This is a genomic window from Bacillus sp. FSL R9-9530, assembly GCF_038008145.1.
In the GTDB taxonomy this organism is placed as follows: Bacteria; Bacillota; Bacilli; order Bacillales; family Bacillaceae_G; genus Bacillus_A; species Bacillus_A mycoides.
Genome location: NZ_JBBOYO010000001.1, coordinates 3630763 through 3644921, shown reverse-complemented (window position 1 = coordinate 3644921; position 14159 = coordinate 3630763). Strand labels below are relative to the sequence as shown.

The following is a 14159-nucleotide window of genomic DNA, read 5'->3' as shown; positions in this document are numbered from 1 at the left end:
GTAGAAAATGAAAAAGAAATGTTGACTATTATTATATAGAGGTGTAATATAAAACAAGTCGCCGATAGCAACAACGCAGAAAGCGACAAAAGAAATAAAAAAACTTAGTTGACATTGAAATATGAAAATGTTAACATAAGGGAGTCGCAAATGAGCGGCAAACAAGTTCTTTGAAAACTGAACGAAACAAACAACGTGAACGTCAATTTTTATTTTTAGATGCTAGACAAACTAACTTTATTGGAGAGTTTGATCCTGGCTCAGGATGAACGCTGGCGGCGTGCCTAATACATGCAAGTCGAGCGAATGGATTAAGAGCTTGCTCTTATGAAGTTAGCGGCGGACGGGTGAGTAACACGTGGGTAACCTACCCATAAGACTGGGATAACTCCGGGAAACCGGGGCTAATACCGGATAATATTTTGAACTGCATAGTTCGAAATTGAAAGGCGGCTTCGGCTGTCACTTATGGATGGACCCGCGTCGCATTAGCTAGTTGGTGAGGTAACGGCTCACCAAGGCGACGATGCGTAGCCGACCTGAGAGGGTGATCGGCCACACTGGGACTGAGACACGGCCCAGACTCCTACGGGAGGCAGCAGTAGGGAATCTTCCGCAATGGACGAAAGTCTGACGGAGCAACGCCGCGTGAGTGATGAAGGCTTTCGGGTCGTAAAACTCTGTTGTTAGGGAAGAACAAGTGCTAGTTGAATAAGCTGGCACCTTGACGGTACCTAACCAGAAAGCCACGGCTAACTACGTGCCAGCAGCCGCGGTAATACGTAGGTGGCAAGCGTTATCCGGAATTATTGGGCGTAAAGCGCGCGCAGGTGGTTTCTTAAGTCTGATGTGAAAGCCCACGGCTCAACCGTGGAGGGTCATTGGAAACTGGGAGACTTGAGTGCAGAAGAGGAAAGTGGAATTCCATGTGTAGCGGTGAAATGCGTAGAGATATGGAGGAACACCAGTGGCGAAGGCGACTTTCTGGTCTGTAACTGACACTGAGGCGCGAAAGCGTGGGGAGCAAACAGGATTAGATACCCTGGTAGTCCACGCCGTAAACGATGAGTGCTAAGTGTTAGAGGGTTTCCGCCCTTTAGTGCTGAAGTTAACGCATTAAGCACTCCGCCTGGGGAGTACGGCCGCAAGGCTGAAACTCAAAGGAATTGACGGGGGCCCGCACAAGCGGTGGAGCATGTGGTTTAATTCGAAGCAACGCGAAGAACCTTACCAGGTCTTGACATCCTCTGAAAACTCTAGAGATAGAGCTTCTCCTTCGGGAGCAGAGTGACAGGTGGTGCATGGTTGTCGTCAGCTCGTGTCGTGAGATGTTGGGTTAAGTCCCGCAACGAGCGCAACCCTTGATCTTAGTTGCCATCATTAAGTTGGGCACTCTAAGGTGACTGCCGGTGACAAACCGGAGGAAGGTGGGGATGACGTCAAATCATCATGCCCCTTATGACCTGGGCTACACACGTGCTACAATGGACGGTACAAAGAGCTGCAAGACCGCGAGGTGGAGCTAATCTCATAAAACCGTTCTCAGTTCGGATTGTAGGCTGCAACTCGCCTACATGAAGCTGGAATCGCTAGTAATCGCGGATCAGCATGCCGCGGTGAATACGTTCCCGGGCCTTGTACACACCGCCCGTCACACCACGAGAGTTTGTAACACCCGAAGTCGGTGGGGTAACCTTTATGGAGCCAGCCGCCTAAGGTGGGACAGATGATTGGGGTGAAGTCGTAACAAGGTAGCCGTATCGGAAGGTGCGGCTGGATCACCTCCTTTCTATGGAGAATTGATGAACGCAGTTCATCAATAAACGTTGACTTGTTTTGTTTCGTTCAGTTTTGAGAGAACTATCTCTCAAGTTTAAATGTATGTTCTTTGAAAACTAGATAACAGTGTAGCTCATATTTTTTTAATTTTAGTTTGGTTAAGTTAGAAAGGGCGCACGGTGGATGCCTTGACACTAGGAGTCGATGAAGGACGGGACTAACGCCGATATGCTTCGGGGAGCTGTAAGTAAGCTTTGATCCGAAGATTTCCGAATGGGGAAACCCACTATACGTAATGGTATGGTATCCTTACCTGAATACATAGGGTATGGAAGACAGACCCAGGGAACTGAAACATCTAAGTACCTGGAGGAAGAGAAAGCAAATGCGATTTCCTGAGTAGCGGCGAGCGAAACGGAATCTAGCCCAAACCAAGAGGCTTGCCTCTTGGGGTTGTAGGACATTCTATACGGAGTTACAAAGGAACGAGGTAGACGAAGCGACCTGGAAAGGTCCGTCACAGAGGGTAATAACCCCGTAGTCGAAACTTCGTTCTCTCTTGAATGTATCCTGAGTACGGCGGAACACGTGAAATTCCGTCGGAATCTGGGAGGACCATCTCCCAAGGCTAAATACTCCCTAGTGATCGATAGTGAACCAGTACCGTGAGGGAAAGGTGAAAAGCACCCCGGAAGGGGAGTGAAAGAGATCCTGAAACCGTGTGCCTACAAATAGTCAGAGCCCGTTAATGGGTGATGGCGTGCCTTTTGTAGAATGAACCGGCGAGTTACGATCCCGTGCGAGGTTAAGCTGAAGAGGCGGAGCCGCAGCGAAAGCGAGTCTGAATAGGGCGTTTAGTACGTGGTCGTAGACCCGAAACCAGGTGATCTACCCATGTCCAGGGTGAAGTTCAGGTAACACTGAATGGAGGCCCGAACCCACGCACGTTGAAAAGTGCGGGGATGAGGTGTGGGTAGCGGAGAAATTCCAATCGAACCTGGAGATAGCTGGTTCTCCCCGAAATAGCTTTAGGGCTAGCCTTAAGTGTAAGAGTCTTGGAGGTAGAGCACTGATTGAACTAGGGGTCCTCATCGGATTACCGAATTCAGTCAAACTCCGAATGCCAATGACTTATCCTTAGGAGTCAGACTGCGAGTGATAAGATCCGTAGTCAAGAGGGAAACAGCCCAGATCGCCAGCTAAGGTCCCAAAGTGTGTATTAAGTGGAAAAGGATGTGGAGTTGCTTAGACAACTAGGATGTTGGCTCAGAAGCAGCCACCATTTAAAGAGTGCGTAATAGCTCACTAGTCGAGTGACTCTGCGCCGAAAATGTACCGGGGCTAAATACACCACCGAAGCTGCGAATTGATACCAATGGTATCAGTGGTAGGGGAGCGTTCTAAGTGCAGTGAAGTCAGACCGGAAGGACTGGTGGAGCGCTTAGAAGTGAGAATGCCGGTATGAGTAGCGAAAGACGGGTGAGAATCCCGTCCACCGAATGCCTAAGGTTTCCTGAGGAAGGCTCGTCCGCTCAGGGTTAGTCAGGACCTAAGCCGAGGCCGACAGGCGTAGGCGATGGACAACAGGTTGATATTCCTGTACCACCTCTTTATCGTTTGAGCAATGGAGGGACGCAGAAGGATAGAAGAAGCGTGCGATTGGTTGTGCACGTCCAAGCAGTTAGGCTGATAAGTAGGCAAATCCGCTTATCGTGAAGGCTGAGCTGTGATGGGGAAGCTCCTTATGGAGCGAAGTCTTTGATTCCCCGCTGCCAAGAAAAGCTTCTAGCGAGATAAAAGGTGCCTGTACCGCAAACCGACACAGGTAGGCGAGGAGAGAATCCTAAGGTGTGCGAGAGAACTCTGGTTAAGGAACTCGGCAAAATGACCCCGTAACTTCGGGAGAAGGGGTGCTTTCTTAACGGAAAGCCGCAGTGAATAGGCCCAAGCGACTGTTTAGCAAAAACACAGGTCTCTGCGAAGCCGTAAGGCGAAGTATAGGGGCTGACACCTGCCCGGTGCTGGAAGGTTAAGGAGAGGGGTTAGCGTAAGCGAAGCTCTGAACTGAAGCCCCAGTAAACGGCGGCCGTAACTATAACGGTCCTAAGGTAGCGAAATTCCTTGTCGGGTAAGTTCCGACCCGCACGAAAGGTGTAACGATTTGGGCACTGTCTCAACCAGAGACTCGGTGAAATTATAGTACCTGTGAAGATGCAGGTTACCCGCGACAGGACGGAAAGACCCCGTGGAGCTTTACTGTAGCCTGATATTGAATTTTGGTACAGTTTGTACAGGATAGGCGGGAGCCATTGAAACCGGAGCGCTAGCTTCGGTGGAGGCGCTGGTGGGATACCGCCCTGACTGTATTGAAATTCTAACCTACGGGTCTCATCGACCCGGGAGACAGTGTCAGGTGGGCAGTTTGACTGGGGCGGTCGCCTCCTAAAGTGTAACGGAGGCGCCCAAAGGTTCCCTCAGAATGGTTGGAAATCATTCGTAGAGTGCAAAGGCATAAGGGAGCTTGACTGCGAGACCTACAAGTCGAGCAGGGACGAAAGTCGGGCTTAGTGATCCGGTGGTTCCGCATGGAAGGGCCATCGCTCAACGGATAAAAGCTACCCCGGGGATAACAGGCTTATCTCCCCCAAGAGTCCACATCGACGGGGAGGTTTGGCACCTCGATGTCGGCTCATCGCATCCTGGGGCTGTAGTCGGTCCCAAGGGTTGGGCTGTTCGCCCATTAAAGCGGTACGCGAGCTGGGTTCAGAACGTCGTGAGACAGTTCGGTCCCTATCCGTCGTGGGCGCAGGAAATTTGAGAGGAGCTGTCCTTAGTACGAGAGGACCGGGATGGACGCACCGCTGGTGTACCAGTTGTTCTGCCAAGGGCATAGCTGGGTAGCTATGTGCGGAAGGGATAAGTGCTGAAAGCATCTAAGCATGAAGCCCCCCTCAAGATGAGATTTCCCATAGCGTAAGCTAGTAAGATCCCTGAAAGATGATCAGGTTGATAGGTTCGAGGTGGAAGCATGGTGACATGTGGAGCTGACGAATACTAATAGATCGAGGACTTAACCATATAATATGAAGCAAATGTTATCTAGTTTTGAAGGAATATACCTTCATCAGTTTGGTGATGATGGCAGAGAGGTCACACCCGTTCCCATACCGAACACGGAAGTTAAGCTCTCTAGCGCCGATGGTAGTTGGGACCTTGTCCCTGTGAGAGTAGGACGTCGCCAAGCAAAAACCTAAGTCGTTTCGACTTAGGTTTTTTTGTGTTTATTTTTATTTACCGAAGGTTAAAATCCATAAATTTAATAATCCTAAAGACGAAAAAAGAATGAAATAGAGGCAGTTTAAAATAATGGCAATGATTTTTTGTGCTCCGGATTTTTCGAATGCTCCTAAAATAATCCCTAAGAATAGGAAAGATTATTTCTATCATAATAATGAGAGTAGAAAAAATGGGATGATATAAATAAGCATTCAATAATTACAGCAATTACTTCGATAGAGAAAAATAAATAGGATAATAGCACAGTTATTTTTTTTCACGGTTATTCCTCCTTTGAAATTAAATCGTTATAATATAGGTTCTATCGATGTATAGAACACAAGAGAGTATGTATATAGAGTAAAACATACTGAAGTATTATATAAATAGTTATACGTAAAATAGATCTCTAGAAATATATATTCTAATTCCCTTTCCTTCTTGCATATAGTTGCAATTCTTCTTTTGAATATAACTAAAACACGAACGTTATCGATGACTAATAAAAAAACATTCGATTATTTATTGACATTGTTTATGAAATATTGTTAATATAGCCATAGAAACAATAATATATAAGACCTCATATAATCGCGGGGATATGGCCTGCAAGTCTCTACCTAACGACCGTTATTCGTTAGACTATGAGGGAAAGTCACTCGGTATTTTTCTATTCACAAGGGATACGTATGCCTGAGTAGAGCACTTTCTCTCATAGTAAAAGAGAAACTGTTCTATTTCAGGCTTTTTTTATTTGAATCGGGGGGATTCTAATATGAAATCACTAGTTGGAGTCATAATGGGAAGCACGTCAGACTGGGAAACAATGAAATATGCTTGTGACATTTTAGATGAATTAAATATACCGTATGAGAAAAAAGTTGTATCCGCTCATCGGACTCCGGATTATATGTTTGAATATGCAGAAACAGCTCGTGAACGTGGAGTAAAAGTTATTATTGCTGGAGCTGGTGGAGCAGCGCATTTACCAGGAATGGTTGCAGCGAAGACAAATCTTCCTGTAATTGGTGTTCCAGTTCAATCAAAGGCGTTAAACGGCCTAGATTCGTTATTATCCATTGTCCAAATGCCAGGAGGGGTTCCAGTTGCAACTGTTGCAATTGGTAAGGCTGGTTCAACAAATGCTGGATTGCTTGCTGCACAAATACTTGGATCATTTCATGATGACATACATGATGCATTAGAGTTGAGACGAGAAGCTATTGAGAAAACTGTGCGTGAAGGTAGTGAGCTAGTATGACGAGAATCATCTTACCTGGAAAAACAATCGGCATTATTGGAGGCGGCCAGCTTGGAAGAATGATGGCGTTGGCAGCTAAGGAAATGGGTTATAAAATTGCTGTTTTAGATCCTACAAAGCATTCACCATGTGCACAAGTTGCTGATGTTGAAGTCGTTGCACCATATGACGATTTAAAAGCAATTCAGCATTTAGCAGAGATAAGCGACGTTGTCACATATGAATTTGAGAATATTGATTATAGATGTTTACAATGGCTTGAAAAACATGCTTACTTACCACAAGGTAGTCAGTTGTTAAATAAAACGCAAAATCGTTTTACAGAAAAGAATGCAATTGAAAAAGCTGGGTTACCAGTAGCATCGTATAGATTGGTTCAAAATCAAGATCAACTTACAGAAGCAATTAAAGAGTTATCTTTCCCTTCTGTCTTAAAAACAACGACAGGTGGATACGATGGTAAAGGGCAAGTGGTTTTAAAGAGTGAAGCTGATGTTGTGAGAGCAAAAGAACTTACTAATAAAGCAGAGTGCATTCTAGAAAAATGGGTGCCCTTTGAAAAAGAAGTATCAGTTATTGTAATTCGTAGTGTAAGTGGTGAAACGAAAGTATTTCCGGTAGCGGAAAATATTCATGTAAATAACATTTTGCATGAATCTATCGTTCCAGCCCGCATTACAGAAGAACTTTCTCAAAAAGCAATTGCTTACGCAAAGGTACTTGCGGATGAACTAGAACTTGTGGGAACACTAGCGGTAGAGATGTTTGCTACAGCTGACGGTGAGATTTACATTAATGAATTAGCACCAAGACCTCACAATTCAGGACACTATACACAGGATGCATGTGAAACGAGTCAATTTGGTCAACATATTCGAGCAATCTGTAATTTACCTCTTGGAGAAACAAATTTGTTAAAACCAGTTGTCATGGTTAACATTTTAGGCGAACATATAGAAGGGGTCCTAGGACAAGTGAATAGACTAACCGGGTGCTATTTACACTTGTATGGAAAAGAAGAAGCAAAAGCACAGCGAAAAATGGGGCATGTTAATATTTTAAATGATAATATTGAAGTCGCTCTAGAAAAAGCGAAGAGTTTGCATATTTGGGACCATCAAGAACAACTGTTGGAGGGAAAAAGATGATTAATCGTTATACACGCCCTGAAATGGGTGCGATTTGGACGGAAGAGAACAAATTTAAAGCGTGGTTAGAAGTTGAGATTTTAGCGTGTGAAGCATGGGCTGAGCTTGGCGATATTCCAAAAGAAGATGTGAAAAAAATTCGTGAACATGCATCATTTGATATTGATCGTATTTATGAAATTGAAAAAGAAACACGTCATGACGTAGTTGCTTTCACTCGTGCTGTATCAGAAACACCAACATTAGGCGAGGAACGTAAATGGGTTCATTACGGTTTAACATCTACAGACGTAGTAGATACAGCGTTATCTTATATCTTAAAACAAGCAAATGAAATCTTGTTAAAAGACTTAGAAAACTTTGTTAGTATTTTAGCTAATAAAGCGAAAGAGCATAAATACACGATCATGATGGGAAGAACACACGGTGTACATGCAGAGCCAACAACATTTGGTTTAAAACTTGGTCTTTGGTATGAAGAAATGAAACGTAACGTAGAGCGTTTCAAACAAGCTGCTGATACAGTTCGCGTTGGTAAATTATCTGGTGCGGTTGGTACATATGCAAATATTGATCCATTCGTAGAAAAGTATGTTTGTGAAAACTTAGGATTAGAAGCAGCACCAATTTCAACACAAACATTGCAACGTGATCGTCATGCACATTACATGTCAACACTTGCACTAATCGCAACATCTGTTGAAAAGATGGCAGTTGAGATTCGTGGTTTACAAAAGAGTGAAACACGTGAAGTTGAAGAGGCTTTCGCAAAAGGTCAAAAAGGTTCTTCTGCAATGCCGCATAAACGTAATCCAATTGGATCTGAAAATATGACTGGTTTAGCTCGTGTTATCCGCGGTTATATGATGACAGCTTACGAGAATGTTCCGTTATGGCATGAGCGTGATATCTCTCACTCTTCTGCAGAACGCGTAATTTTACCAGATGCTACAATCGCGTTAAATTACATGTTAAATCGCTTTGGTAATATCGTTAAAAACTTAACTGTATTCCCAGAGAATATGAAACGCAATATGACAAGAACATACGGCTTAATTTACTCTCAGCGCGTAATGCTTACACTAATTGACAAAGGTCTGGTACGTGAAGAAGCTTATGATATCGTACAGCCTAAAGCAATGGAAGCTTGGGAAACACAAGTACAATTTAAAGAGCTTGTAGAATCTGACGAGCGTATTACAAGTAAGTTAACGCAAGAAGAAATTAACGAATGTTTCAATTATGAACATCATATGCAACACGTTGATACAATCTTTGAACGCCTTGGATTAAACGAAGCGTAAAATTTCATATGGCACAGAATAGAGTCATTCTGTGCCATTCTTTATAAAAATATTATTCACATTTTTCAAACTACAGGGGGCTTGCGAAATGCAAAAGCTAGAATTGCTGTATGAAGGTAAGGCAAAAAGAATTTATCGTACAGAAGCAGCAGATATGGTTTGGGTAGAGTACAAAGATAGTGCGACTGCTTTCAATGGGGAGAAAAAAGCGACAATTACAGGAAAAGGTCGTTTGAACAATGAGATTACAACTTTATTGTTCAGAAAGTTACAAGAAGTTGGAATTAAAACACACTTTGTGGAGAAGTTATCTGATACAGAACAACTTGTCAAAAAGGTGAGTATTATTCCATTAGAAGTTGTCACAAGAAACGTAATTGCAGGTAGTCTTTCAAAAAGACTAGGAATGGAAGAAGGAACTGCTCTTACAACACCAATCGTAGAATTTTACTACAAAGATGATGATTTAGGAGATCCACTTGTAACGGAAGATCATATTCGTTTGTTAAATGTTGCAACACCAGAGCAAGTAAGCGTATTACGAGATGCAGCTCTACAAATCAATCAAGTGATGATTGAGCATTTCGCAAGCTGTCGTGTAAGATTAGTAGATTTTAAATTAGAGTTTGGCGTAACAGAAGAAGGGGAAATCATATTAGCAGATGAAATTTCACCAGATACTTGCCGTTTATGGGATGAAACGAGCAATGAAAAATTTGATAAAGATGTATTCCGTCGTGATCTTGGGAATTTAACAGAAGCATATGAAGAAATTTTAAAACGTTTAGGGGGAGCTTCACATGTATAAAGTTAAGGTATATGTAACGTTAAGAGAAAGTGTATTAGATCCACAAGGAACTGCGGTAAAGGGAGCACTTCATAGTCTTTCATTTACAGAAGTACAAGACGTTCGAATCGGAAAATATATGGAATTAACAATTGATAAATCAGTATCTGATCTGGATAGCAAGGTAAAAGAAATGTGTGAAAAATTATTAGCAAACGTTGTAATGGAAGACTTCCGTTATGAAGTTGAGGAGGTTGTCGCACAGTGAAATTTGCAGTCATAGTATTCCCAGGTTCGAACTGTGATGTCGATATGTTCCATGCAATTAAAGATGAGCTTGGTGAAGAAGTAGATTACGTTTGGCACGATAGAGAGAATTTAGATGAATATGATGCAATTTTACTACCAGGTGGATTCTCTTACGGTGACTATTTACGTTGTGGTGCTATCTCTCGCTTTGCTAACGCAATGAAAGCAGTGCAAAAAGCTGCTGAGCAAGGAAAGCCAATTTTAGGAGTGTGTAATGGATTCCAGATTCTTGTTGAATCAGGATTACTACCAGGAGCATTAATGAGAAACGAAAACTTAAAGTTTATGTGCCGTACGGTTCAGTTACGTGTTGAAAATAATGAAACTATGTTTACATCACAATATGAAAAAAATGAAGTAATCAATATTCCAATTGCACATGGTGAGGGGAATTACTATTGTGATGAAGCAACTCTTAAACAATTAGAAGAGAATAATCAAATCGCATTCCGTTACGTAGAAAATCCGAATGGAAGCGTTTCAGATATTGCAGGTATTGTAAATGAAAAAGGAAATGTTCTTGGTATGATGCCACACCCAGAGCGTGCTGTAGATGAATTACTTGGCGGTGCTGAAGGGTTAAAAGTCTTTCAATCTATCTTAAAACAGTGGAGGGAAACATATGTCGTTAATGCTTGAGCCAAATCCAACACAAATTAAAGAAGAGCGTATATATGCGGAAATGGGGCTAACAGACGAAGAGTTTGCCATGGTTGAAAAGATTTTAGGCCGTTTGCCGAATTATACAGAAACGGGACTATTCTCTGTTATGTGGTCTGAACATTGTAGTTATAAAAATTCAAAGCCAGTTCTTCGTAAGTTTCCAACGACAGGTGAGCGTGTCTTACAAGGACCTGGAGAAGGCGCTGGAATTGTAGATATCGGTGATAATCAAGCGGTTGTATTTAAAATGGAAAGTCATAACCATCCTTCTGCAATTGAGCCATATCAAGGGGCAGCGACAGGTGTCGGTGGTATTATTCGCGATGTATTCTCTATGGGAGCACGTCCGGTAGCTCTATTAAACTCACTTCGCTTCGGTGAATTACAATCACCACGTGTGAAATATTTATTCGAAGAAGTAGTAGCAGGAATCGCAGGATACGGTAACTGCATTGGTATTCCTACTGTTGGCGGCGAAGTACAGTTTGATCCATGTTATGAAGGAAATCCACTTGTAAATGCAATGTGTGTAGGTCTAATTAATCATGAAGATATAAAAAAAGGGCAAGCACATGGTGCTGGTAATACAGTAATGTACGTAGGAGCATCAACTGGTCGTGATGGTATTCACGGTGCAACATTCGCATCTGAAGAGTTATCTGAAAGCTCAGAAGCGAAGCGTCCGGCAGTTCAAGTAGGGGATCCATTTATGGAGAAACTTCTTATTGAAGCATGTTTAGAACTTATTCAGTCTGATGCACTTGTTGGAATTCAAGATATGGGAGCTGCTGGTTTAACATCATCTTCTGCAGAAATGGCAAGTAAAGCAGGTATGGGTATTGAAATGTACTTAGATGATGTACCGCAGCGTGAAACTGGAATGACTCCATATGAAATGATGTTATCTGAATCACAAGAGCGTATGTTAATCGTTGTGAAAAAAGGTAGAGAGCAAGAAATAGTAGATTTATTTGAGAAGTATGGTCTTGCAGCAGTTACGATGGGGAAAGTAACTGAAGATAAAATGCTTCGATTATTCCATAAAGATGAAATGGTAGCTGAAGTACCAGCGGATGCTCTTGCAGAAGAAGCACCAATTTATCATAAACCGTCAAAAGAAGCAGCATACTTTGCTGAGTTTCAGCAGATGAAAATGGAAACACCAAAAGTAGAAGATTATAAAGAAACGTTATTAGCTCTATTACAACAACCAACGATTGCAAGTAAAGAGTGGGTATATGATCAATATGATTATCAAGTGCGCACTAGCACAATCGTTACACCAGGTTCAGATGCAGCGGTTATACGTGTACGCGGCACAGAAAAAGGATTAGCAATGACGACAGATTGTAACTCTCGCTACATTTATTTAGATCCAGAAGTGGGCGGTAAAATTGCAGTAGCAGAGGCAGCACGTAATATCGTATGTTCTGGCGGGGAGCCACTTGCAATTACAGATTGCTTAAACTTCGGTAATCCAGAAAAACCAGAGATCTTCTGGCAAATTGAGAAATCAGTAGACGGTATGAGTGAAGCTTGCCGCAAGTTACAAACGCCAGTTATCGGCGGGAATGTATCAATGTATAACGAGCGTAGTGGTGAAGCTGTATATCCAACACCAACTGTTGGGATGGTTGGACTTGTACACGATTTAAAACACGTAACAACACAAGAATTTAAACAAGCTGGCGATTTAGTTTATGTAATTGGAGAGACGAAAGCTGAGTTTGGTGGAAGTGAATTACAGAAAATGATCTACGGAAAAATTTTCGGTCAATCACCAAGCATCGATCTAGATGTAGAATCAAAACGCCAAAAACAAGTACTAGCAGCAATTCAAGCTGGCCTTGTTCAATCTGCACATGATGTTGCAGAAGGTGGTTTAGCAGTTGCAATTACTGAAAGTGCAATTGGTGCTAACGGTTTAGGTGCTACTGTGAAATTAGACGGAGAAGCAACAGCAGTATTATTTGCAGAATCACAATCGCGCTTCGTTATAACCGTAAAACGTGAAAATAAAGAAGCATTTGAGAAAGTGGTTGAAGCAATTCAAGTTGGAGAAGTGACAAATACAAATGAAGTAACAATTCATAATGAAGAAAATGAAGTATTACTTACAGCAAATGTAGATGAAATGAGAAAGGCTTGGAAAGGGGCAATCCCATGCTTGCTGAAATAAAGGGGTTAAATGAAGAATGTGGCGTTTTTGGAATTTGGGGGCATGAAAATGCAGCACAAGTTTCGTACTACGGATTGCACAGTTTGCAGCACCGTGGGCAAGAGGGCGCAGGCATTGTTGTAAATAATGGGGAAAAAATCATCGGTCACAAGGGGTTAGGTTTAATATCAGAAGTGTTTTCAAGAGGTGAGCTAGAGGGATTAAACGGGAAATCAGCAATTGGACACGTACGATATGCAACAGCTGGTGGAAGTGAAGTTGCTAACGTTCAACCATTATTATTCCGTTTTTCCGATCATAGCATGGCGTTAGCTCATAACGGAAATTTAATTAATGCAAAAATGCTTCGTCGTGAATTAGAGGCAGAGGGAAGTATTTTTCAAACAAGTTCAGATACAGAAGTACTTTTACACCTCATTAAGCGTAGTACAAAAGATTCTTTAATTGATAGTGTAAAAGAGGCTCTAAATAAAGTGAAAGGTGCGTTTGCATATCTTTTACTAACTGGAAATGAAATGATCGTTGCGCTAGATCCAAATGGATTCCGTCCTCTTTCAATTGGAAAGATGGGGGATGCTTACGTTGTAGCATCGGAAACATGTGCTTTCGATGTAGTTGGTGCAACATACATTCGTGATGTAGAACCTGGTGAATTGCTTATTATCAATGATGAAGGAATTCACGTAGATCGTTTTACAAATGAAGTAGACCACGCGATTTGCAGTATGGAATACATTTACTTTGCACGTCCAGATTCTAATATAGCTGGTATTAATGTTCATGCAGCACGTAAAAACATGGGGAAACGTTTAGCGGCGGAAGCTCCTATTGAAGCTGATGTTGTTACTGGTGTACCAGACTCTAGTATTTCAGCAGCAATTGGTTATGCGGAGGCGACAGGGATTCCGTATGAGTTAGGGTTAATTAAAAATCGTTACGTTGGACGTACGTTTATTCAACCTTCTCAAGAACTGCGTGAGCAAGGGGTTAAGATGAAGCTTTCAGCAGTAAGAGGCGTAGTTGAAGGAAAACGAGTTGTTATGATTGACGATTCTATCGTAAGAGGAACGACAAGTAAACGAATTGTTCGTATGCTTCGCGAGGCTGGAGCGACAGAAGTCCATGTAAGAATTGCTTCACCACCTCTTAAGTATCCATGCTTCTATGGCATTGATATTCAAACGAGAAAAGAATTAATCGCAGCAAATAATTCAATAGAAGAAATCCGTCAAATCATCGGAGCAGATTCACTAACATTTTTAAGTGAAGATGGATTAGTAGATGCAATTGGACGCCCATATGAAGGAAAATACGGTGGTCTATGTATGGCTTACTTCAATGGAGACTATCCAACAGCTCTTTATGATTATGAGCAAGAGCTTTTAGAAAGTATGAAATAAGAAGAAAAAAGCTTCTACTTCTTTTGATGTAGAAGCTAGCTTCTTTCTTAAAA

General features: G+C 42.3%; 8 protein-coding genes, 3 rRNA genes, 1 pseudogene and 1 riboswitch. Of the genes and pseudogenes, 11 read left to right on the top strand and 1 reads right to left on the bottom strand.

Annotation, left to right across the window (positions count from 1 at the left end; translation table 11 throughout):
* The first annotated feature begins 237 nt into the window (after positions 1–237).
* The 3 genes from MKX66_RS18205 (at position 238) to rrf (ending at position 5023) form a co-directional block, all read left to right on the top strand.
* Positions 238–1789 (top strand): 16S ribosomal RNA (locus MKX66_RS18205).
* Between the two features lie 146 nt (positions 1790–1935).
* Positions 1936–4857, top strand: a 23S ribosomal RNA gene (locus tag MKX66_RS18200).
* 50 nt (positions 4858–4907) lie between these two features.
* Positions 4908–5023, top strand: a 5S ribosomal RNA gene (gene rrf, locus MKX66_RS18195).
* The 16S, 23S and 5S rRNA genes sit together here, the layout of an rRNA operon.
* 43 nt (positions 5024–5066) lie before the next feature.
* On the opposite strand, the pseudogene MKX66_RS18190 reads toward rrf, so the two are convergent.
* Positions 5067–5320, bottom strand: a pseudogene (locus tag MKX66_RS18190) (hypothetical protein).
* A gap of 298 nt (positions 5321–5618) precedes the next feature.
* Positions 5619–5720, top strand: a riboswitch (purine riboswitch).
* 110 nt (positions 5721–5830) lie between these two features.
* Here MKX66_RS18190 and purE point away from each other — a divergent pair.
* The 8 genes from purE to purF all read left to right on the top strand — a co-directional run bounded on the left by purE (position 5831) and on the right by purF (position 14106).
* Complete coding sequence (purE, locus tag MKX66_RS18185; protein WP_002167058.1) at positions 5831–6316, top strand: 5-(carboxyamino)imidazole ribonucleotide mutase; 486 nt, start codon at positions 5831–5833, stop codon at positions 6314–6316.
* On the top strand, positions 6313–7464 hold the full coding sequence (gene purK / locus MKX66_RS18180) for a 5-(carboxyamino)imidazole ribonucleotide synthase (protein WP_002140188.1): 1152 nt from the start codon (positions 6313–6315) through the stop codon (positions 7462–7464). Before purE ends, purK begins: the two co-directional genes overlap by 4 nt.
* Positions 7461–8768 (top strand): adenylosuccinate lyase, encoded by a 1308-nt coding sequence (gene purB, locus MKX66_RS18175; RefSeq protein WP_002139387.1) that lies wholly within the window; start codon positions 7461–7463, stop codon positions 8766–8768. The genes purK and purB overlap by 4 nt, the downstream gene beginning before the upstream one ends.
* 88 nt (positions 8769–8856) lie before the next feature.
* On the top strand, positions 8857–9576 hold the full coding sequence (purC, locus tag MKX66_RS18170) for a phosphoribosylaminoimidazolesuccinocarboxamide synthase (RefSeq protein WP_002029482.1): 720 nt from the start codon (positions 8857–8859) through the stop codon (positions 9574–9576).
* Complete coding sequence (gene purS, locus MKX66_RS18165; RefSeq protein WP_000278823.1) at positions 9569–9823, top strand: phosphoribosylformylglycinamidine synthase subunit PurS; 255 nt, start codon at positions 9569–9571, stop codon at positions 9821–9823. Before purC ends, purS begins: the two co-directional genes overlap by 8 nt.
* A complete protein-coding gene (gene purQ, locus MKX66_RS18160; protein WP_002140189.1) occupies positions 9820–10503 on the top strand; it encodes a phosphoribosylformylglycinamidine synthase subunit PurQ in 684 nt (227 codons plus the stop codon). The genes purS and purQ overlap by 4 nt, the downstream gene beginning before the upstream one ends.
* A complete protein-coding gene (gene purL / locus MKX66_RS18155) occupies positions 10487–12706 on the top strand; it encodes a phosphoribosylformylglycinamidine synthase II (protein WP_326996989.1) in 2220 nt (739 codons plus the stop codon). The genes purQ and purL overlap by 17 nt, the downstream gene beginning before the upstream one ends.
* A complete protein-coding gene (purF, locus tag MKX66_RS18150) occupies positions 12691–14106 on the top strand; it encodes an amidophosphoribosyltransferase (RefSeq protein ID WP_002124870.1) in 1416 nt (471 codons plus the stop codon). The genes purL and purF overlap by 16 nt, the downstream gene beginning before the upstream one ends.
* The last annotated feature ends 53 nt before the right edge of the window (positions 14107–14159 follow it).

Excerpts from the sequence above, each read along its gene's own strand:
- purS (WP_000278823.1), top strand. The coding sequence starts at position 9,569 with ATGTATAAAGTTAAGGTATATGTAACGTTAAGAGAAAGTGTATTAGAT.
- purE (WP_002167058.1), top strand. The coding sequence starts at position 5,831 with ATGAAATCACTAGTTGGAGTCATAATGGGAAGCACGTCAGACTGGGAA.
- purB (WP_002139387.1), top strand. The coding sequence starts at position 7,461 with ATGATTAATCGTTATACACGCCCTGAAATGGGTGCGATTTGGACGGAA.
- purC (WP_002029482.1), top strand. The coding sequence starts at position 8,857 with ATGCAAAAGCTAGAATTGCTGTATGAAGGTAAGGCAAAAAGAATTTAT.
- purF (WP_002124870.1), top strand. The coding sequence starts at position 12,691 with ATGCTTGCTGAAATAAAGGGGTTAAATGAAGAATGTGGCGTTTTTGGA.
- purK (WP_002140188.1), top strand. The coding sequence starts at position 6,313 with ATGACGAGAATCATCTTACCTGGAAAAACAATCGGCATTATTGGAGGC.
- purL (WP_326996989.1), top strand. The coding sequence starts at position 10,487 with ATGTCGTTAATGCTTGAGCCAAATCCAACACAAATTAAAGAAGAGCGT.